Here is an 18,732-nt window from a genome sequence, read left to right on the forward strand (position 1 = left end):
GAAGATTGGAAGGCGTGCCGCGAAGCCGTCATGACGTCGGCCTGGACGGCAGCACGAAGCCGCATTGTGCATCAAAACGGCAGACGTTCGCGTGACGCGCGAAGGTCAAAAACAAGAAGGAGGTATACTGCGGGGCTTGTGTGCGGCGCGATTATGCGGTAAAGAGGGTGCGAACCCGCTTATTGATCCCGGCGACTCCCCGCTGACATAGACCGACAGGTACTCCTGACGAATCCCGTGTTCAGCGCGCGGCCGGCATCAGATTCCACTTACGCAGAATTGCGGCGATCTGTTGTGAATACTTGTCGCGCAAAGCCGGCGTTTCAGAGTGATAGGCACCGACGGCTTGCCAGGTGTTGCCGTATTTGTTCATCTGATGGCGAAGATGCCATGCCGCGATATAGACGTTCTTGCACGGCTCCATGAGCGTGCCCTGCGAGATCCCATATTGCGCGAGCACCGGCAGGTGAATCGAGTTGATCTGCATGACGCCGTAGTCGATTGAACCGTTGGCATTCTTGTGTTGCGCGTCAGGCCGGTTGTGCGACTCCTGCCACGCAATTGCTCGCAGAATCAACGGATTGACCTTCTGATACTTCGCCGCTTCGTCAAAACAATCCGCGTGCGCCGACCCTGCCGCTATTAGCAAGGTAAGTCCGGCGGTAACGGTGACAAAGGGTCGTTTCATCGGTCAAGACGACTAAGCAAATCGCAAGGGTAAGGGCTGGTAAGGCTTTTGTCCGGCCACATTTTAGCCGCCGGCAGACGTACGAGCTTGCTGGCCGGGCGTTTGTCGAACATCGGGGAAAACCCGCGTCGGCAAACCCTCAACCGGAACCCGAACCGCTCGTATGATACCGGCAGTCCGGTTTGCATCCAAGTTAGCTAACAGACATAAGCAGGCAGAAAACGGGCATCCCAGAATCGCCGTTTATGCCGATCAGCTTTCAATTGATTAACAGACCAGCACTCGCGTACAAGAATCGCGTCCAGTCGTTCGTTTTGTGACAAATCCGACATGAAAAACTGTTACTGTTCATTTTTTTCGGACACCGGGTGGTCCCCACCCGAGGCGACTTCAGGCCGTGAGGCTGGCCCGCAGACCGGCAAGGCGGCGTCCAGCCTCCGTGTTCGCACTGCATGACCGTCGGCAGCACATGCTGTTGGCATCGACATCACATTCCATGAGAAGAAATAGTATGGCTTTGCGTCGCGTTGCAACGGCGCTGCTGGTGGCTGGATTGATCACCGCGCAGACAGCACAGGCACAGGTGACACTCAACTTTGTGAACGCCGACATCGATCAGGTCGCGAGAGCAATCGGCGCCGCAACCGGTAAGACGATCATCGTCGACCCGCGTGTCAAAGGGCAGTTGAACCTCGTGTCCGAAAACGCGGTGCCTGAAGATCAGGCGCTGAAGACCTTGCAATCCGCATTGCGCATGCAGGGTTTCGCGCTGGTTCAGGACCACGGCGTACTGAAAGTCGTGCCTGAAGCCGACGCCAAGCTGCAAGGCGTGCCGACCTACGTCGGCAACGCGCCTGTCGCGCGCGGCGACCAGGTGGTCACGCAGGTGTTCGTGCTGAAGAACGAATCCGCGAACAATCTGCTGCCGGTGCTGCGTCCGCTGATCTCGCCGAACAATACCGTCGCGGCCTACCCCGCCAACAACACGATTGTCGTGACCGATTACGCCGACAACGTGCGCCGTATCGCGCAGATCATCGCGGGTGTCGATACGGCGGCGGGTCAATCGGTAGCGGTCGTGCCGCTGAAGAACGGCAACGCGCTCGATATCGCCGCGCAGCTGACCAAGATGCTCGACCCGGGCGCGATCGGCAGCACCGACGCGACGCTGAAGGTCTCCGTCACCGCCGATTCGCGCACCAATTCGCTGCTGATCCGCGCGTCGAACCCCGGCCGTCTCGCGTCGGCGAGACAGCTTGCGAAGGAACTCGACGCGCCGACCACGATGCCCGGCAACATGCACGTCGTGCCGCTGCGCAACGCCGACGCCACCAAGCTCGCGAAGACCTTGCGCGGCATGCTCGGCAAGGGCGGCGACTCCGGTTCGTCGAGCGACTCCAGTTCGGCGAACTCGTTTAACGGCAGCGGTAGCGGCGGCTCGGGCGGCAGCAATTCGACGGGTACGTCGGGTACGCCGCCGTTGCCTTCGAGCAGCCTTGGCTCCAGCAGCAGCGGTTCGTCCGCTTCGCCGATGGGCGGCAGCGGCTCGGGCAACAACAGTAACGGCGGCCTGCTGGGCGGCGACAAGGACAAGGACGACAACCAGCCTGGCGGCATGATCCAGGCCGACGCCGCAACCAACTCGCTGATCATCACTGCGTCCGAGCCGGTGTATCGCAATCTGCGCGCCGTGATCGACCAGCTCGACGCGCGCCGCGCGCAGGTCTACATCGAAGCGCTGATTGTCGAACTGAACTCGAATACCAGCGGTAACCTCGGTATTCAGTGGCAGGTCGCGAACAACTCGATATTTGCCGGCACCAACCTGTCGACCGGTTCGAGCAACAACATTATCAATCTGACAACCGGCGCGGCGACCGGCGGTCTCGCCGGGGCGCTTACCACCAATACGCTCCAGCAAGGCCTGAACATCGGCTGGATCAAGAACATTTTCGGTGTGCAGGGTCTCGGCGCGCTGTTGCAAGCACTGTCGACCAGCGCGGACGCCAACGTGCTGTCCACGCCTAACCTGATCACGCTCGACAACGAAGAAGCGAAGATCATTGTCGGGACGAACGTGCCGATCCAGACCGGTTCGTATTCGAACCTGACGAGCGGCACCACGAGCGCGGCGTTCAATACGTACGATCGCGTCGACGTCGGCCTGACGCTGCACGTGAAGCCGCAGATCACCGACGGCGGCATTCTCAAGCTGCAGCTGTACACCGAAGACTCGGCGATCGTGAACGGCACGACCAACGCGACGACCAACCCTGCCGGTCCGGAATTCACCAAGCGCTCGATCCAGTCGACCGTGCTCGCCGACAACGGCGAAATCATCGTGCTGGGCGGCCTGATGCAGGACAACTATCAGGTCAGCAACAGCAAGGTGCCGCTGCTGGGCGATATCCCCTGGATCGGCCAGTTGTTCCGCTCCGAACAGAAAACGCGCGACAAAACCAACCTGATGGTGTTCTTGCGTCCGGTGATCATCAACGATCGCGATACGGCGCAGGCGGTGACGGCGAATCGTTACGACTACGTGCAGGGTGTGCAGGGCGCGTACAAGTCGGATAACTTCATCATGAAGGACAAGGACGATCCGGTCATGCCGCCGATGCCGATCGGCCCGAGCCAGGGCGGCTCCGCTGCGATGAACCTGTTCGATCTGAACGCGATGCGCCGTCAGCAGGCTACCGGTGCACCGGCGCCTGTCGCACCGGCTCCGGCCACGGTGTCGCCGGCACCGACCACCGTTCCGTCGACGGTCACGCCGGCGCCTGCCATTGTGCCGAACCCGGCGATCGTGCCGAATCCGGCCGTGATGCCCGCACCCTCTAACGGCACGCAGTCGCAAGGAGTAACGCAGTGACACAGGCGCCCGCGCAAGCAGCCCATCGCACTCAGGACGGCGACGCAGTCGCCGGCGAGCGCGCTGCGCCTTCGAGCGTCGCGGCCCGGCTCGTGCCGTACGGCTTCGCGCGTAGCGGCCAGATCCTGGTCGCGCATCAGCACGCGGACAGCCTCGAAGTCTGGATCAGCGAGCGCACCAGCGAAGCCGCGCTCGCCGAAGTCACGCGCAATTTCGGCGCGGTGTCGGTGGTGCGTCTGCCCGCCGACGAACTCGCGCAGGCGATCAACCAGGCCTACGCGCGCCAGGACGGCAGCGCGGCGCAGGTGGTCGGCGAGGTCGAAGGCGAAGTCGATCTGTCGCGTCTGATGCAGGACATTCCCGAGGTCGAGGATCTGCTCGAATCGGAAGACGACGCGCCGATCATCCGCATGATCAACGCGCTGCTGACTCAGGCCGCGCGCGAACAGGCGTCGGATATTCACATCGAGCCGTTCGAGAACGCGTCGGTGGTGCGGTTCCGTGTGGACGGTACGTTGCGCGACGTCGTGCGGCCGAAGAAGGCGCTGCACGGCGCACTGATCTCGCGGATCAAGATCATGGCGCAACTCGATATCGCGGAGAAACGTTTGCCGCAGGATGGCCGTATCACGCTGCGTGTGGGCGGGCGTCCGGTGGACGTGCGGGTGTCGACGCTGCCGACCGGTCACGGCGAGCGCGCGGTGCTGCGTCTGCTGGAAAAGGACGCGTCGCGTCTGAATCTCGAAGCGCTCGGCATGGCGCCCGACACGCTCGTCAAATTCGACAAGCTGATTGGCAAGCCGCACGGCATCGTGCTGGTCACAGGCCCGACCGGCTCGGGCAAAACGACCACGCTATACGCGTCGATGTCGCGGCTCGAAACGGCGACGACCAACATCATGACGGTCGAAGATCCGATCGAATACGACCTCTCCGGCATCGGCCAGACGCAGGTCAACGAGCGGATCGGCATGAGCTTCGCACGCGCGTTGCGTTCGATTCTGCGGCAGGACCCGGACATCATCATGATCGGTGAAATCCGCGACCTCGAAACGGCACAGATCGCGGTGCAGGCATCGCTGACGGGTCACCTCGTGCTCGCCACGCTGCACACGAACGACGCGGCTTCTGCCGTCACACGTCTGACCGATATGGGCGTCGAGCCGTATCTGCTGGCGTCGTCGCTGCTCGGCGTGCTGGCGCAGCGGCTGGTGCGTCGTTTGTGCCCGGTGTGCCGAGAAGAGCGCAAGGAAGAGGACGGCAGCGTGCGCTGGCATCCGGTGGGCTGCGACCGTTGTGGCCAGTCCGGTTACGCAGGACGCCGCGGCGTCTACGAACTGCTGCTGATCGACGATGAAATCCGCTCGCTGGTTCACCGCAATGCGGCCGATGCGGAAATTCTCGCCACCGGTCGCGCGCAAGGCATGCGCACGTTGCGCGAGGATTCGGACCGCTGGCTCGCTTCGGGGCTGACATCGCTCGAAGAAGTGATACGCGTGACGGGCGGAGCATAAGCGCATGCCGGCATTTCGTTTCGAAGCAATCGATGCGGCGGGCAAAGCGCAAAAAGGCGTGCTCGACGCGGACAGCGCGCGCGGCGCCCGCACGAATCTGCGTTCGCAGGGACTGACGCCGCTCGTCGTCGAACCGGCGGCCACGCGAACGCGGGGTGAGCGAAATCAGCGTTTGTCGTTGGGACGACGTCTGTCGCAGCGCGAACAGGCCATTCTCACGCGCCAACTGGCGAGCCTGCTGATCGCGGGTCTGCCGCTCGACGAAGCGCTCGCGGTGCTGACCGATCAGTCGGAACGCGATTACATTCGCGAACTGATGGCGTCGATCCGCGCGGAAGTGCTCGGCGGCCACTCGCTCGCCAATGCGCTGACGCAGCATCCGAAAGACTTCCCCGAGATTTATCGCGCACTCGTCGCGGCGGGCGAGCATACGGGCAAGCTCGGTCTGGTGTTGTCGCGTCTGGCCGACTACATCGAGCAAAGCAATGCGCTGAAACAGAAGATCGTGCTTGCGTTCACTTACCCGACCATCGTCACGCTCATCGCGTTCGGTATCGTCACGTTTCTGTTGAGCTACGTGGTGCCGCAAGTCGTGAACGTGTTCGCCAGCACCAAGCAGCAACTGCCCTTCCTCACCATCATGATGATGGCGCTGTCCGGCTTCGTGCGGCATTGGTGGTGGGCGGTGCTGATCGGCGTGTTCGCGCTCTCGTACGTGGTGCGTTCGATTCTTAAGCAGCCTGGTCCGCGTCTCGTTTTCGACCGCTGGCTGCTCACCGCGCCGCTGCTCGGCAAACTCGTTCGCGGCTACAACACCGTGCGTTTTGCGAGCACGCTCGGCATTCTGACCGCCGCTGGCGTGCCGATTCTGCGCGCGCTGCAAGCCGCTGCGGAAACCCTCAGCAACAACGCGATGCGCGGCAACATCGACGATGCGATCGTGCGGGTGCGCGAAGGTACGTCGCTGTCGCGCGCGCTCGGCAATACGAAAACGTTTCCGCCGGTGCTGGTGCACCTGATCCGTTCAGGCGAAGCCACCGGCGATGTGACGACCATGCTCGACCGCGCAGCCGAAGGCGAAGCACGCGAGCTGGAGCGCCGCACGATGTTCCTGACGAGCCTGCTGGAGCCGTTGCTGATTCTGGCGATGGGGGGCGTGGTGCTGGTGATCGTGCTGGCGGTGATGCTGCCGATCATCGAGTTGAACAACCTCGTGCAGTGATGCGGTAACGCGAAACGAGGCCGGGTTGCGCGGCGAATTGCGGCTGACGCAGCCGCGCAACCGGTTGAAGCGAACTAGCTGAAGCAGGGGTAAAAAGCAGGCGGCCCGAAGCAGCAAGGCCGCCTGACTTTAGCGGACGTAAATGGTAGGACCGGCTGCGTTGGCCGGCAGGAATACTTCGGAATGCGCGCCATTGCGGTCGATGATGATCGAGCGGGCGCGGACTTCGGAAAGTTTGGCTCCCTGCATCAACGCGCTGCCGAGCGACACGGCATGCGGCGGTTCTCCGCCCACGCTGACGATCGCCGCAGCGCCTTCCTGCAAAGCGAGGATGCCGAACAGATGCACGTCCTGATTGACGCTGCGCGTGAGCTGGCCGCCGAACAGCGTGGCGGCCTGGTCGGTCGACACCTGGGCGTGCGCGGCGGCCGCGGGCAACGGCGCGCCGGACAGGGTGGAAAGTGTGATGACCCAGTAGGTCAGCGTCGCGCAAAAAACGGCGAACAGCGCGAGCGACAGAAGGCGGATTTGGATGGCGTTCATGCGCATATTGTACGGACTATTGTGAAAATTGCGTTGGGTTGAATCCCTTCAATACCATGACATTAAAATGACCGGCTGGGCCTGTCCAATGGCACCCTATTAGCCACGAGACGCATTCTGACCAGTCAAAATTTCACCTGAAAAGAGGTAGCAAGCTATGCAACTGTCGACCACTCGCCGCACTGAAATCGCGGGTTCGCGCAGCCGTCTGCAACGAGGTTTCACGCTGATCGAAGTGATGGTCGTGATCGCGATTCTGGGCATTCTGGCCGCGCTGATCGTCCCGAAGATCATGAGCCGTCCCGATGAAGCACGCCGCGTCGCCGCCAAGCAGGACATCGGCACCGTCATGCAGGCGCTGAAACTCTATCGCCTCGATAACGGCCGTTATCCGAGCCAGGAGCAAGGTCTGCGCGCGTTGATTGAAAAGCCCGCTACCGATCCGGTGCCGGCCAACTGGAAAGACGGCGGTTATCTCGAACGTCTGCCGAACGATCCGTGGGGCAATGCCTATCAATATCTGAATCCGGGCGTGCACGGCGAGATCGACGTGTTCAGCTACGGCGCGGACGGCAAGGCAGGCGGCGAAGGCAACGATGCCGACGTCGGCTCGTGGCAATAAGCGGCCTTAACAGCCACGTTTTTCATGCGCGCGAACCAGCCTTCGGGCACGCAGCCCAGCGGCGCGGTTCGCGTGTTCTGTCGATGCGTTTTTGTCTGACTCCCAGTTGATCGTTGATGGCCGGCTCTATGCGTATGTCCGCTTGCAAGTCCCGTGTGGACACTCCGTGTACGGCCCCGTTGCCGCGCGCGGCGAGTGCCGCCGCGCGTCGCTCGCGTGATCCGCGCAATCCGGGCAACGCGCATATGAGCGGCGGCCGCCGCCGCGCCGCGGGTTTCACGCTGCTCGAAATGATGGTCGTGCTCCTGATCGCCGGCATCCTCGTGTCCCTCACCGCATTGACGATGACCCGCAATCCGCGCACCGATCTGAACGAGGAAGCGCAGCGTCTCGCGCTGCTGTTCGAATCGGCGGGCGACGAAGCGCAGGTACGCGCAAAGCCCATCGCGTGGCAGCCGCTCGATAACGGTTTCCGTTTCGATCAGCGCACCGAAGACGGCTGGCGTCCGCTGCGCGACGAACTGCTTGGTCCGCGTAACTGGGAAGGCGGTGTGACGGGTGTCACGATCAGCTATCCGGGGTCCGATTCGCATCCGCACCGCATCGTCTTCGGCACCGAGGCGATCGACGTGCCGGTGCAGATCACGCTGTTTTCGGCAGCCGGGAGCGCGACGATCGTCGGCACCGGCAATGGCCGCTATGAGGTGCGCTGAGATGCGTCGTTGCAGCAGTTTGAATCGCGCTGGTTACTCCGGGCGCACGCAGCGCGGCTTCACGATGATCGAAGTGCTGGTTGCGCTGGCGATCATCGCGGTGGCGTTGTCGGCGTCGTTGCGCGCGGTCGGCAGTCTCGCGAGCGGCGAAGCCGATCTGCACAAGCGTCTGCTCGCCGGCTGGAGTGCGGACAACACGCTCGCGCAGTTGCATTTGACGCACGCGTGGCCGAGTGTCGGTTCGACCAGCTTCGAGTGCTCGCAAGGCAACCTGCAACTGATGTGTACCGAAAATGTGACGTCGACGCCGAATCCGGTGTTTCGTCGAGTGGAAGTGATGGTGACGATGCCTGGGCGTTCCGGCAATCTCGCTCAGATGGTCACGGTGGTCGCGAATGAAAACAACCGCTCGCTCTGAGCGCCGCCGCCGATCGGGCGCGCATGGCTTCACGCTGATCGAACTGCTGGTCGCGATTGCGATCATGGCGGTGATTGCCGTGCTGTCGTGGCGCGGTCTCGACCAGATCATCCGCGGCCGGGAAACCATTACGAACGCGATGGAAGAGGAGCGCGTATTCGCGCAACTGTTCGACCAGATGCGGATCGACGTGCGCCACGCCGCATCGGACGACGAATCGGGCCAGGCGGCCGTGTCGCTGTCGGGCAACGTGTTGCAGGTGGTCCGCGAGATGGTGTTGCCGGGCACCGCGCCGCGTTTGCAGGTGGTGCGCTATCGGGTGTCCAATGGACGCGTGACCCGTTATGCGTCGCCGCCGCTGGGCAATGTCGGCGACCTGCGGCGCGCGTTGCGCGGCACCGAAGGCGACGGTTGGTCCGCGATACCGCTGATGGGCAACGTCACGTCGATTTCTGCGCGGCTGTACGTGCCGAAAGTCGGCTGGACCACGCAGATGAAAGACGTGCAAAGCGCGATCACCGAGGCCGACAATAATCTGAAGGTGCCCCAACTGGGCAATGCGCCTTTGCCGCGTTCGGTGACGGGGCTGGAAGTGAGCGTGTCGGCGAAGGCGCTTGTGCGCCCCGTCAGGCGGGTTTTCCTGGTCGGAGAATGAAATGAAATTCTCTTGGTTGTCTGCGCGACGGGTTATGCGTGCCCTGCCCTCTGGCTTCGGTCAGACGCGGGCGCCCGCCTCTACCCGCGCATCCGGCAGACGGAAAACCCGCAAAGCATCGTCGCCTGCGCAACAGAAAGGCGCGGCGATCATCAGTGCGTTGCTGGTCGTCGCGTTGTCGGCGATTCTGGTGTCGGGCATGCTCTGGCGCCAGCAGGTACAGATCCGGCGAATCGAAAATCAGCGGCTGCTTTCGCAGGCGCTCTGGGTGTCGCGCGGCGCACTCGACTGGACGCGGCTGATTCTGCGTTCCGAAGGCGATACGTCGGCGGGCATCACGTATCTCGGCGGCTTGTGGGGCGTGCCGATTGCGAAGACGCGTTTGTCCGACTTCCTTGGACAGATCGGCGAAGTCCGCGCTGAGCAAGGTGCGGAAACGTATCTTTCCGGTTCGATCGAAGACGCGCAGGCGAAATTCAATCTGCGCAATCTGGTGTCGAGCCCCGCGCCCGGCGTGCTGCAACTGAACACCGAGCAGATCAGCGCCTATCAGCGTCTGCTCGTATCGCTCGGTGCGAACAGCCAGCTCGCGAAGAACACCGCAGTGCAGGTGCGCGCGAGCCTCGCGCAATCGGCGACCCGCTTCCAGACGGTCACGTCCACGTCCAGTTCGTCGACCACCACCACGTCGACGAATACAGCGGCCCAGGCGATTCAGGGCGGCGCCACCGGCGGCGGCAACTTCACCGACAAACCCGGTATCGACGACGACAACGACAAAGGCGGTACTCCGCTGCAAATGACCAGCGTCGACTCGCTGCTCGACATCCCCGGCTACACGCCGGAAATGGTCGCGCAATTGCGTCCCTTCGTGACCATTCTGCCGACCGCGACGGCGGTCAACATGAATACCGCATCGGCCGAAGTGATCTCGGCGATCGTGCCGGAAATGAACCTGTCGCAGGCGCAGGCGTTCGTCGCGCGCCGGCAGACGGTGTTTTTCCATAATGTCGGCGACGTGACGCTCGCGCTGACCGGTTCAGGCGTGCAGTCGGCTGCGGTCGATCCGAGCGAAATGGACGTCACCACCAGCTACTTTTTGATTCATGGCCGCGTGCAGCACGAGCGCGCCGAAGTGGACCGCACGACGCTCGTCTATCGCGATGCATTGACTCATACAACGCGTATCGTGCGGGTACAAGACCAACTATGAATAACGCAATTCCCAGAGAGAGTGGCCTTTGAGCACGCTGATCGTCCTATTGCCGCCGCGTGATCCGGCGGTGCCATCGCAGGAATGGCAACTGCCGGAGTTGCCGTTCGTCCTGCTCGACAAATCGGGCCGCACCCAGCGCGCCGGTCGTTCGGCGCTCGCGCTGCTGCCGCGCGCCAACCTGACGGTGCTGATGGTCGCCGCCCGCGACCTGCTGATGATGCCCGCGACGCTGCCGCCGTTGCGCGGGCCGAAGCTGCGTCAGGCGCTGCCCAATGTCGTCGAGGATCAACTGATCCAGGATCCGCAAACCTGCCATATCGCCGTCGATCCGCAGCCGGTCGCGGGCGGAAAGCAGTTGCTGGCGATCATCGATCGCGGCTGGTTCCGCTTTATCGTCGAAGCGTTCTCGACGGCGGGGCATCGCAGCCTGCGCGCGGTGCCGGTGACACGCTGTCTGCCGCAAGTTACCGCCGCGCTCGACCAACCCGTCGAAGTCGCGGAAACGGTCGGCGGGGGCGAGCCGGTCATGGCGTCCGGCGTGGCGACCTCGCTGCCGGGTGTGGCACCCGTGGTTGCGCCAGGTTTGGCATCGGTCACGCCGATGGTGGCCGCCGTCCTCGGCACCGTGGTCCAGACCGCGCCCGCGATGCTGCTGGAAGGTATGGTCGAAAGCACCACGCCGCGCGTCGAACTCGCGATTGCGCGCGGTGTGCAGGGCGAAGGGCTGGCGGTGCCGGCGACGGCGGTGAACGCGACGCTCGGCGCATTGGCCGGCGCGGCGCCGATCTCGCTGTATATGCTCACCGAAGTGCCCGGCAATGAGCCGAGTCTTTCGCCGAATAGTCCGGCGCGGCTTGCGGCGCATATCCACGGTGCGAGCCCGCTGCCGTTCGAGCAACTGGCGCGGCGTGCGTTGGAATGCCGCTTCGACCTGTGTCAGTTCGAATTTGCATCGCAGCCGTGGCGGCTCGACCGGGCGACTCTGCGCCGTCTGCGTCTGCCGATTGTGCTGGCCGTTGCGGCGCTGGTGATCGCGATCATCGGCGCGAACGTGCAGTGGCTGATGCTTTCGCGTCAACGCGACGCGATCAATACGCAGATGACCGAACTGCTGCTCAACACTTTCCCGAAGACAACGGTCGTGCTCGACGCGCCTGATCAGATGTCGCGTCAATTGCAGCAGTTGCGGGTCGCTGCCGGTGAATTGTCGCCAGACGATTTCCTGTCGCTGGCCGACGGGCTGGCGCGTTCGATGTCGCCGGTGCCGGTCAACGGCATTGCCGGACTCGACTATCACGACCGCCGGCTCGACGTGACCTTTAAACCCGAGGTCAAGCTCGATCCCGACTTCGCGAAGCGCCTTGCGCGCAACGGGCTGAGCGGTTCGATCGACAGCAATACGGGCAAGTGGACCATCAGGAACGGACAATGAAAGCTGAACTCGCTCAAACATGGGCCGGATTCTGGGACCAGCGCACCGAGCGCGAAAAAGCCATTCTGGCGTGGGGCGGCGGAGTCCTGGCTGTGGTGATCGCGTGGTCGGTGCTGTGGGCGCCCGCGCAGGATGGCCGCTCGCATCTGCGTGACACGCTGCCGAGCCTGCAACGGCAGCTCGCGCAGATGACCGCCGAGTCGAACGAAGCGCGCGCGTTGTCGGCGGCGGGTCAAGGTGTGGCGCCGACCGGCGCGGCGCTCAAGGACGCGCTCACCGCGTCGCTCGGCGATCACGGCCTGGCCGCGACGCAGGTGCAGGTGATCGGCAACGCGGTGCAGATCCAGATGAAGAACGCGTCGTTTCCAGCGTGGACGAGCTGGGTCGACGACGCGCGCAAGCAATTCAAGGTGCAGGTCGCCGAGGCGCACATCACCGCGCTCAAGGAAGACGGCCAGGTGGATCTGACGGCGTCGTTGCAGCCGTCGACCGCTAAATAATCGCGCCTCCACGGGATCTCGCATGAATTACTGGATGCGGCGCCTGCGCGTCGCGCTGCCCTGGCTGGTGGTCGCGGTGCTGTCGAACGCGGTTGTGATGCTGACGTTGTTGCCGGCTGCCTGGGTTACGCCGCAGTTCGCGAAACAGACGCGCGGGCACGTCAATCTCGTCGACCCGGCCGGTTCGCTCTGGCACGGCTCTGCCACGCTGATGCTCGCCGCCGGTTCCGACATGAGCGCGGCGACGCTGCTGCCTGGGCGGATTGAATGGACTACGTCGTTCTGGCCGTTGTTCACCGGCCGCGTGCGCATGACCATGCGGCACAGCGAGGCGATGCCCGACCCGATTACCGTCGACGCCACGCTGCGCACGGCGACCGTGACGCCCGGCGCAATGGCCGTTCCGGCTTCGCTGCTGGGCGGTTTGGGCGCGCCGTTCAACACGCTGGATCTGCAGGGGAACGTGCAGTTGTCGTGGTCCGACTGGCGCACTTTCAATCGGGAAGCGTTCGGTCAGTTGACCGTGACGTTGAACGACGCCAGTTCGCGGATCTCGCTGGTCAAGCCGCTTGGTTCGTATCGCGTGCTGTTTCAGGCGCAGGGTGCATCGTCCACGCTCGATCTGACGACGATGAAGGGACCGCTGATGCTAAGCGGCAACGGCACGGTGTCGGCGGCGTCGACTTCGTTTCACGGCGTGGCCAGCGCTGCGCCCGAGGCGCGCGATAACCTCGCGGGCTTGCTGAATCTGCTCGGACGGCCGACTGGGCCGGGTACGGTGGCGCTGACTTTCGTGCACTGAAATCCGGGCGAGCACGCGTTGCTCGATCGTGATGAAAAAATAGGCATGACCGCAATGTGCGACCATGCCTCTTTTGCTTTTGCGACCGATGTTCCCGATCAGCGCCGTGCCTACTGGTTCTGAACCTGCTGCGGCACCGCCCCGCTCTGCGCGACGGGCGTCACCGACGACGCCGGCAACGGCGCCGGTGCGGCCACATCGCCGGTTTCGCGGTTCATTTGCGACACGTCCCAGCCGCCGCCCAACGCCTTCACCAGACCGACCGACGACACCATCCGTTCACCCGCAATCGTCTCGAGCTTCTGCTCGGCCGTGAACGCCGTGGTCTGCGCGGTCAGCACGTTGACGAAGCCGACCGTGCCCGCCTTGTACTCGTTCGTCACGATGGCGAGCGCCTGACGCGCCGAATCCACCGCTTGCCGCTGCACGACGATTTCCTGTTCGAGGATGCGTTGCGACGCGAGGTTGTCTTCGACATCCTGGAACGCGGTCAGCACGGTTTGACGGTAGGTTGCGACGTCCGCGTCATACGTGGCGCGCGCTGCGTCGGTTTGCGCCTTGCGCAGACCGGCGTCGAAAATGGTGGCCGCGAGTTGCGGACCGAGCGTCCAGAAGCGCGACGGCGCGGTCAGCAATTGCGAAAACACGGAATTCTCGAAGCCGCCGCTCGCCGACAGGGTCAACGACGGAAAGAACGCGGCAATTGCGACGCCGATTTGCTCGTTCGCCGCCGCCGCCTTGCGTTCCGCCGATGCAATATCCGGCCGGCGTTCGAGCAATGCCGACGGCATTTGCGCGGGCACGGCCGGCGGCGTAGCGGTAAGCGGGCTAGGCGGAATCGAGAACACCGAAGCGGGCACGCCGACCAGCACGGCAATGGCGTGCTCGTCCTGGGCGCGCTGCACGCCATTGTCGATGGCCGATGCCTGCGCCGATTGCAGTTGCGTTTGTGCCTGAATCACATCGGAACGCGCCGCGACGCCCTGCGCGTACTGGTTCTGCGTGAGTTGCAACGTCTTCTGATAGGCCACGACGGTGTCGTCGAGCAGCTTCTGCGTGGAATCGAGCGCACGCAACGAGAAGTAGGTTTGGGCGAGCGTGGCCTGCGCGGACAGACGCGCGTTCGCCAGATCCGCAGCCGCGCCCTGTTGCCCGGCCTTCTGCGCGTTGACCGTCCGCGTGACCGAGCCCCACAGATCCGGCTCCCAGCTTGCATCCAGTTGCACGTTGAAGCTGTTGCTGACGCCGGAGCGGCTGGTGCTCGAGCTTCCGGTGGACGACACGCCCGTGCCCGAGCGCGTTGCGCCCGCCGATGCACCGATGGTCGGGAAATACGCCGCCCGCGCCTCGCCAACCAGCGCGCGCGCCTGCCGGTAGGCGGCGGCATATTGCGCGATGGTCTGATTCGCGGCGTTCAGCTTGTCTTCGAGCGCGTTGAGCTGCGGATCTTCGTAAATCGTCCACCAGTCACCGCGATCGTGCTGATCGGCCGGTTGAGCCACTTTCCAGCCCGGTGCGGCTTCCTTGAACGACGCCGGAATCTCGGCGTCCGGCCGCTTGTAGTCGGGGCCGACAGCGCAGGCCGCGAGCAATACAGCGAGTGCCGCCGATACCGCGATAGTCAGGGCGCGAGGCGCAAACGGCCTCGCGCGCGAGAGTCGATCAGACTGCATGCAATGAATTCCTTCTGGACGCCACGATGCGGCCGATGGCAGCACCGTCGGCCGGGCGAGATCTTGGTCTGCCGGAATGTTAGCGTATGAGCCCGCGAGCGCGGGAAACTGAAAGGGTAATGCGAGGAAGAGTGCAGATGTGTTACTTGGGCGGCCGCGATGGTTACGCGTTGTTACTGCCGCGAGCGTTAAACCCGTGATTCCGTTGACGTCGCCTGACGGGCCTGCTTGCCCGCTGCTGCGCGACACGGCGCATCGCCGCGTGCCTGGCACGCATTGGCCGGGGCGACAGCGCTCGCGGGCGCGAGACTCGACGTCAACAACGGCGTTTTGACCTTGCCCATTTCCGAAGCGGCCTTGACGTCCTTCCGTCCCCGCCGATGCTCGATCCACGCCATGACCACCACCCCGACCGATCCACCTGGCAACACGAACAGCACGGCGAAGAGCGCCAGTTTCCACCAGCGGTGCGGGCCTTGAAAGCTGTTCAGCGCGGAATCGGTCAGTGAGCGGCCCAAGCCGCCAAGGGTGTTTTTGAGGTACAGCATGGGAAATCCTTTTTGCGCGTCGCGCTTGCGACATGCGCGTCTGCGACGTGCGGAAAATCGGTCAGAACATGGTCTCGGGTGGCGCGGATCGCGCGTAACTCGTTGCCTGTCATAATATTGACTATGCAATCAAATTTCAAGATACTTCGCCCTATGGATGGCGGCGCTGTTGTTTTTCGGTCGTCCATCCAGCGTCGATGAAATTTGACTTGCCTGCTTAGGCAGCTAAACTCCGTTTGCTTGCCGATGTTCCGGAAACACAATGACTGATGGCCCCTACAACGCGGACACGACTCCTCTGGAGTCGAGCCTCGGCTACTACCTGACGAAAGCGCGCAACGTGCTGGTCGAACGAACCGATCGCGCGGTTGCGCCGCTCGGTCTCACGGCGCAGCAGATCGGCGTGATCGTCATGCTGTCGTCGCGGCGCGCGAGCACGCCGTTCGAACTGTCGCGCGCTATGTCGTATGACAGCGGATCGATGACGCGTCTGCTGGATCGCCTTGAAAAGAAAGGCTTTGTGGTGCGCACGCGGAGTGACGCCGATCGTCGGATGGTGAAGCTGGAACTGACGCCGCAAGGTGATGAAGCCGCACGCCAGTTGCCGGGTTTGGGTGCGGCAGTGCTGAACGAACAGTTGCGCGGATTTTCCGCCGCCGAGCATGCAACGCTGATCGATCTGCTCAGCCGTTTCATTGCAAACGGACTGGATGGGCCGTCAGGCATGTGCTGCGGATTTGAGCCGACAGCGACGTCAGAACAGCAGTCGCACGAAGATTCACCCGCAGGGTTATCGCCGGAATAAGGCGAGCAGTACCGATGGTCAAAGAGGCGCTTTCAAGAACGCCATTGTTTGAAGATATCTGTCTGGGCAGAGGGTGATCCGGCATGTAAGCACGCCATTCGTCAGGCGTGAGAAGACTGCCGTGACAAGCTTTCCCGATTGAGGAGAAAAAATATGGATGCCACGGCTTCCGCTGCCACGCTGCCCGCCGCCGAACCTGCGCCGCTAAAGGGCGGAGCGCTCGCGCTACTCACCGTCGGCCTGGCCCTGGGCACCTTCATGGAGGTGCTCGATACGTCGATTGCGAACGTCGCCGTGCCGACCATTTCCGGCAGCCTCGGCGTCGCGACCAGTCAGGGCACGTGGGTCATCTCGTCGTATTCGGTGGCGTCGGCGATTGCCGTGCCGTTGACCGGCTGGCTCGCGCGGCGGGTCGGCGAGGCAAAGCTGTTCACGCTCTCCGTGCTGCTTTTCACGATCGCGTCGGCGATGTGCGGTTTCGCGCAAAACTTCGAATCGCTGATCGGGTTCCGGCTTCTGCAAGGGCTCGTTTCCGGGCCGATGGTCCCGCTTTCGCAGACTATTCTGATGCGCTCCTATCCGCCGGAGAAACGCGGCCTTGCGCTCGGGCTCTGGGCGATGACCGTGATCTGCGCGCCGATTTTCGGTCCCGTGATGGGCGGGTACATCACCGATAACTACACGTGGCCGTGGATTTTCTATATCAACGTGCCGATCGGCGTGTTCTCGGCGGTGTGCGCGTACATCCTGCTGCGCGGCCGCGAGACGAAAACCAGCAAGCAGCGCATCGATGCAGTTGGCCTTGCGCTGCTCGTGATCGGCGTGTCGTGCCTGCAGATGATGCTCGACCTCGGCAAGGATCGCGACTGGTTCAACTCGACGTTCATCGTCACGCTCGCGGTGATCGCGGTGGTGTCGATCGCGTTCCTGCTGGTTTGGGAGACGACGGACAAGGAGCCGATTGTCGATCTCTCGCTGTTCAAGGACCGCAATTTCGCGCTCGGCGTGGTGATCATTTCGTTCGGCTTCATGGCGTTCTTCGGGTCGGTCGTGATCTTCCCGTTGTGGCTTCAAACCGTGATGGGCTACACGCCGTGGCTCGCAGGGCTGGCGACTGCGCCGGTCGGTTTGCTCGCGCTGGTGCTGTCGCCGATGATCGGCAAGAACATGCATCGGCTGAATTTGCGGATCGTGGCCAGCTTCGCGTTCATCGTGTTTGCGTTCGTGTCGTTCTGGAACTCGACTTTCACGCTCGACGTGCCGTTCAATCACGTGATCTGGCCGCGTCTCATACAAGGGATCGGCGTGGCCTGCTTCTTCGTGCCGATGACGACCATCACGCTTTCAAGCGTGTCGGACGAGCGGCTGGCGAGCGCGTCGGGTTTGTCGAACTTCTTCCGGACGTTGTCGGGTGCAATCGGCACGGCGATCAGCACGACATTCTGGGAGAACGACACGATCCACCATCACGCGATACTGACCGAGTCGGTCAATGTGTATTCGGCGAACACCAACGCTTATAAGGATGCGCTGGCGAGCCTCGGTTTGTCCGGCGACGGCCTCACCGCGCAGTTGAATCAGACCGTGACCGCCCAGGCTTACATGCTGGCGACCAACGACTTCTTCCGCATTTCCTGCGCGGCGTTTCTGGTGCTTGCGGTGCTGGTCTGGGTCACGAAGCCGCGCAAGGGAGCGGGGCCTTCGATGGGGCATTGATACGCTAATGCGTTTGATGCGCGTGATGCATCAACGCGTGAAGAAGACAGGCGCGCACACGTGAGATTTATCCTCACATGTGCGCGCCTTTTCCATTACGTTATTGCGACATTGCCTCGCCGTTCGCCGCCGGAATCGACTGACCTTGCGAAGCATCCGGGTGCGCAGCCGCCGCCGGAGATTGGGACGGCGTCGTGCCGCTCTGCGGCGTGTTCGCCCCCGCTGCGGTTCCTCGCACGAATTCCTTGAAGTCCGCGCCCGCTTCCCACGGGTTCGGCTTGCAGCCCATCGACCCGTCGCAATGAGCAGCAAAGCCGATGGTCGCTGTGCCATCGGGATTCGCGGTACGCGTGATCTGATACGCGAGCGCGCGCTTGCCGCCGTCCGGTCCGGCAGTCTGGATCAGCGAACTTGTAGACGATTCGATTTTGTACTTCGAATGGCTCTCGACCCAAGTTTGCGCGCGTTGCCACCAGAGATCGCATTGGGCGCTATTCGAGCAAGTCAACGGTGTGGTCGCGACCTGCATGACGTCCGGATTGACCTGCCCTTGCGTCGAACATCCGGCCGCCGCCGTACCGAGAACACACAGCGCGGCCAGTAGAGTTTTGTTTATCACGTTGAGCCCTCCCCTCGATGGAGCGTTTCATATCAGTTTGGACCGTGGCATCGGTAGGGTGTTTCACCTGGATCAGAGAAACGTCGCAGCGCGCGGAGAATTTGCCGATCGCATTCAGACTCCGTCGCGTCGCGATGTAGACGTTACCTGCGTGCCATAAAAAAGCGGCCACCC

The 18,732-nt window shown here is 63.1% G+C and carries 18 protein-coding genes; 13 read left to right on the forward strand and 5 right to left on the reverse strand.

Going from position 1 to position 18,732, the window contains the following annotated elements; genetic code table 11:
- Nucleotides 1–241: 241 nt before the first annotated feature.
- Nucleotides 242–688 carry a lytic transglycosylase domain-containing protein gene (locus tag ABH945_RS10315; protein WP_429250492.1) on the reverse strand — a complete coding sequence of 149 codons (447 nt, stop codon included), beginning with the start codon at nucleotides 686–688 and terminating at the stop codon, nucleotides 242–244.
- Between the two features lie 511 nt (nucleotides 689–1,199).
- On the opposite strand from ABH945_RS10315, the gene gspD reads away from it, so the two are divergent.
- The 3 genes from gspD to gspF are packed head-to-tail and all read left to right on the forward strand — an operon-like array spanning nucleotide 1,200 to nucleotide 6,296.
- Nucleotides 1,200–3,560, forward strand: coding sequence for a type II secretion system secretin GspD (gspD, locus tag ABH945_RS10320; protein ID WP_429250493.1), 2,361 nt, complete (start codon nucleotides 1,200–1,202; stop codon nucleotides 3,558–3,560).
- Nucleotides 3,557–5,074: a type II secretion system ATPase GspE gene (gspE, locus tag ABH945_RS10325; protein ID WP_429250494.1), complete on the forward strand. Its 1,518-nt coding sequence runs from the start codon at nucleotides 3,557–3,559 to the stop codon at nucleotides 5,072–5,074. Before gspD ends, gspE begins: the two co-directional genes overlap by 4 nt.
- Nucleotides 5,075–5,078: 4 nt before the next feature.
- Nucleotides 5,079–6,296, forward strand: coding sequence for a type II secretion system inner membrane protein GspF (gene gspF / locus ABH945_RS10330; RefSeq protein WP_429250495.1), 1,218 nt, complete (start codon nucleotides 5,079–5,081; stop codon nucleotides 6,294–6,296).
- A gap of 129 nt (nucleotides 6,297–6,425) precedes the next feature.
- Here the strand turns inward: gspF and ABH945_RS10335 are convergent, their stop codons facing one another.
- Nucleotides 6,426–6,839 (reverse strand): type II secretion system protein N, encoded by a 414-nt coding sequence (locus ABH945_RS10335; RefSeq protein WP_074762578.1) that lies wholly within the window; start codon nucleotides 6,837–6,839, stop codon nucleotides 6,426–6,428.
- Nucleotides 6,840–6,996: 157 nt separating this feature from the next.
- Here ABH945_RS10335 and gspG point away from each other — a divergent pair, with 157 nt between their 5' ends.
- The 8 genes from gspG (at nucleotide 6,997) to ABH945_RS10375 (ending at nucleotide 13,197) form a co-directional block, all read left to right on the forward strand.
- On the forward strand, nucleotides 6,997–7,461 hold the full coding sequence (gene gspG, locus ABH945_RS10340; protein WP_074762579.1) for a type II secretion system major pseudopilin GspG: 465 nt from the start codon (nucleotides 6,997–6,999) through the stop codon (nucleotides 7,459–7,461).
- A 116-nt stretch (nucleotides 7,462–7,577) separates the two neighbouring features.
- A complete protein-coding gene (locus ABH945_RS10345; protein WP_429250496.1) occupies nucleotides 7,578–8,174 on the forward strand; it encodes a GspH/FimT family pseudopilin in 597 nt (198 codons plus the stop codon).
- 1 nt (nucleotide 8,175) lies between these two features.
- Nucleotides 8,176–8,592, forward strand: a complete 417-nt coding sequence (gene gspI, locus ABH945_RS10350; protein WP_429250497.1) for a type II secretion system minor pseudopilin GspI — start codon at nucleotides 8,176–8,178, stop codon at nucleotides 8,590–8,592.
- Nucleotides 8,570–9,247 (forward strand): PulJ/GspJ family protein, encoded by a 678-nt coding sequence (locus ABH945_RS10355; protein WP_429250498.1) that lies wholly within the window; start codon nucleotides 8,570–8,572, stop codon nucleotides 9,245–9,247. The genes gspI and ABH945_RS10355 overlap by 23 nt, the downstream gene beginning before the upstream one ends.
- A gap of 1 nt (nucleotide 9,248) precedes the next feature.
- Nucleotides 9,249–10,460, forward strand: a complete 1,212-nt coding sequence (gspK, locus tag ABH945_RS10360; RefSeq protein ID WP_429250499.1) for a type II secretion system minor pseudopilin GspK — start codon at nucleotides 9,249–9,251, stop codon at nucleotides 10,458–10,460.
- A 28-nt stretch (nucleotides 10,461–10,488) separates the two neighbouring features.
- Nucleotides 10,489–11,895, forward strand: coding sequence for a type II secretion system protein GspL (gene gspL / locus ABH945_RS10365; protein ID WP_429250500.1), 1,407 nt, complete (start codon nucleotides 10,489–10,491; stop codon nucleotides 11,893–11,895).
- The gene (locus ABH945_RS10370) at nucleotides 11,892–12,395 is read left to right on the forward strand and encodes a type II secretion system protein M (RefSeq protein WP_074762584.1); all 504 of its coding nucleotides are present in this window, start codon (nucleotides 11,892–11,894) and stop codon (nucleotides 12,393–12,395) included. Before gspL ends, ABH945_RS10370 begins: the two co-directional genes overlap by 4 nt.
- Nucleotides 12,396–12,417: 22 nt before the next feature.
- Nucleotides 12,418–13,197, forward strand: coding sequence for a type II secretion system protein N (locus tag ABH945_RS10375; protein ID WP_429250501.1), 780 nt, complete (start codon nucleotides 12,418–12,420; stop codon nucleotides 13,195–13,197).
- A gap of 110 nt (nucleotides 13,198–13,307) precedes the next feature.
- Here the strand turns inward: ABH945_RS10375 and ABH945_RS10380 are convergent, their stop codons facing one another.
- Both ABH945_RS10380 and ABH945_RS10385 read right to left on the reverse strand, forming a co-directional pair.
- A complete protein-coding gene (locus tag ABH945_RS10380) occupies nucleotides 13,308–14,870 on the reverse strand; it encodes an efflux transporter outer membrane subunit (protein ID WP_429250502.1) in 1,563 nt (520 codons plus the stop codon).
- Nucleotides 14,871–15,058: 188 nt separating this feature from the next.
- Entirely contained in the window at nucleotides 15,059–15,418 is a 360-nt protein-coding gene (locus tag ABH945_RS10385) for a hypothetical protein (RefSeq protein ID WP_429250503.1), read from the reverse strand.
- 262 nt (nucleotides 15,419–15,680) lie between these two features.
- Here ABH945_RS10385 and ABH945_RS10390 point away from each other — a divergent pair, with 262 nt between their 5' ends.
- Complete coding sequence (locus ABH945_RS10390; protein WP_429250504.1) at nucleotides 15,681–16,223, forward strand: MarR family winged helix-turn-helix transcriptional regulator; 543 nt, start codon at nucleotides 15,681–15,683, stop codon at nucleotides 16,221–16,223.
- Nucleotides 16,224–16,376: 153 nt separating this feature from the next.
- On the forward strand, nucleotides 16,377–17,939 hold the full coding sequence (locus tag ABH945_RS10395; protein WP_429250505.1) for a DHA2 family efflux MFS transporter permease subunit: 1,563 nt from the start codon (nucleotides 16,377–16,379) through the stop codon (nucleotides 17,937–17,939).
- Between the two features lie 100 nt (nucleotides 17,940–18,039).
- Here the strand turns inward: ABH945_RS10395 and ABH945_RS10400 are convergent, their stop codons facing one another.
- Nucleotides 18,040–18,558 carry a hypothetical protein gene (locus ABH945_RS10400; protein ID WP_074762590.1) on the reverse strand — a complete coding sequence of 173 codons (519 nt, stop codon included), beginning with the start codon at nucleotides 18,556–18,558 and terminating at the stop codon, nucleotides 18,040–18,042.
- Between the last annotated feature and the right edge of the window lie 174 nt (nucleotides 18,559–18,732).

The sequence above is a fragment of the Paraburkholderia sp. GAS333 genome (assembly GCF_050435665.1).
Classification (GTDB): Bacteria; Pseudomonadota; Gammaproteobacteria; order Burkholderiales; family Burkholderiaceae; genus Paraburkholderia; species Paraburkholderia fungorum_A.

Bases quoted from the DNA above. Each gene is read 5' to 3' on its own strand.
- ABH945_RS10345 (WP_429250496.1), top strand. From the start codon at position 7,578: ATGGCCGGCTCTATGCGTATGTCCGCTTGCAAGTCCCGTGTGGACACT.
- ABH945_RS10355 (WP_429250498.1), top strand. From the start codon at position 8,570: ATGAAAACAACCGCTCGCTCTGAGCGCCGCCGCCGATCGGGCGCGCAT.
- gspK (WP_429250499.1), top strand. From the start codon at position 9,249: ATGAAATTCTCTTGGTTGTCTGCGCGACGGGTTATGCGTGCCCTGCCC.
- ABH945_RS10335 (WP_074762578.1), bottom strand. From the start codon at position 6,839: ATGAACGCCATCCAAATCCGCCTTCTGTCGCTCGCGCTGTTCGCCGTT.
- ABH945_RS10385 (WP_429250503.1), bottom strand. From the start codon at position 15,418: ATGCTGTACCTCAAAAACACCCTTGGCGGCTTGGGCCGCTCACTGACC.
- ABH945_RS10370 (WP_074762584.1), top strand. From the start codon at position 11,892: ATGAAAGCTGAACTCGCTCAAACATGGGCCGGATTCTGGGACCAGCGC.
- ABH945_RS10395 (WP_429250505.1), top strand. From the start codon at position 16,377: ATGGATGCCACGGCTTCCGCTGCCACGCTGCCCGCCGCCGAACCTGCG.
- ABH945_RS10380 (WP_429250502.1), bottom strand. From the start codon at position 14,870: ATGCAGTCTGATCGACTCTCGCGCGCGAGGCCGTTTGCGCCTCGCGCC.
- gspF (WP_429250495.1), top strand. From the start codon at position 5,079: ATGCCGGCATTTCGTTTCGAAGCAATCGATGCGGCGGGCAAAGCGCAA.
- gspG (WP_074762579.1), top strand. From the start codon at position 6,997: ATGCAACTGTCGACCACTCGCCGCACTGAAATCGCGGGTTCGCGCAGC.
- gspD (WP_429250493.1), top strand. From the start codon at position 1,200: ATGGCTTTGCGTCGCGTTGCAACGGCGCTGCTGGTGGCTGGATTGATC.
- gspI (WP_429250497.1), top strand. From the start codon at position 8,176: ATGCGTCGTTGCAGCAGTTTGAATCGCGCTGGTTACTCCGGGCGCACG.
- ABH945_RS10375 (WP_429250501.1), top strand. From the start codon at position 12,418: ATGAATTACTGGATGCGGCGCCTGCGCGTCGCGCTGCCCTGGCTGGTG.
- ABH945_RS10315 (WP_429250492.1), bottom strand. From the start codon at position 688: ATGAAACGACCCTTTGTCACCGTTACCGCCGGACTTACCTTGCTAATA.
- ABH945_RS10390 (WP_429250504.1), top strand. From the start codon at position 15,681: ATGACTGATGGCCCCTACAACGCGGACACGACTCCTCTGGAGTCGAGC.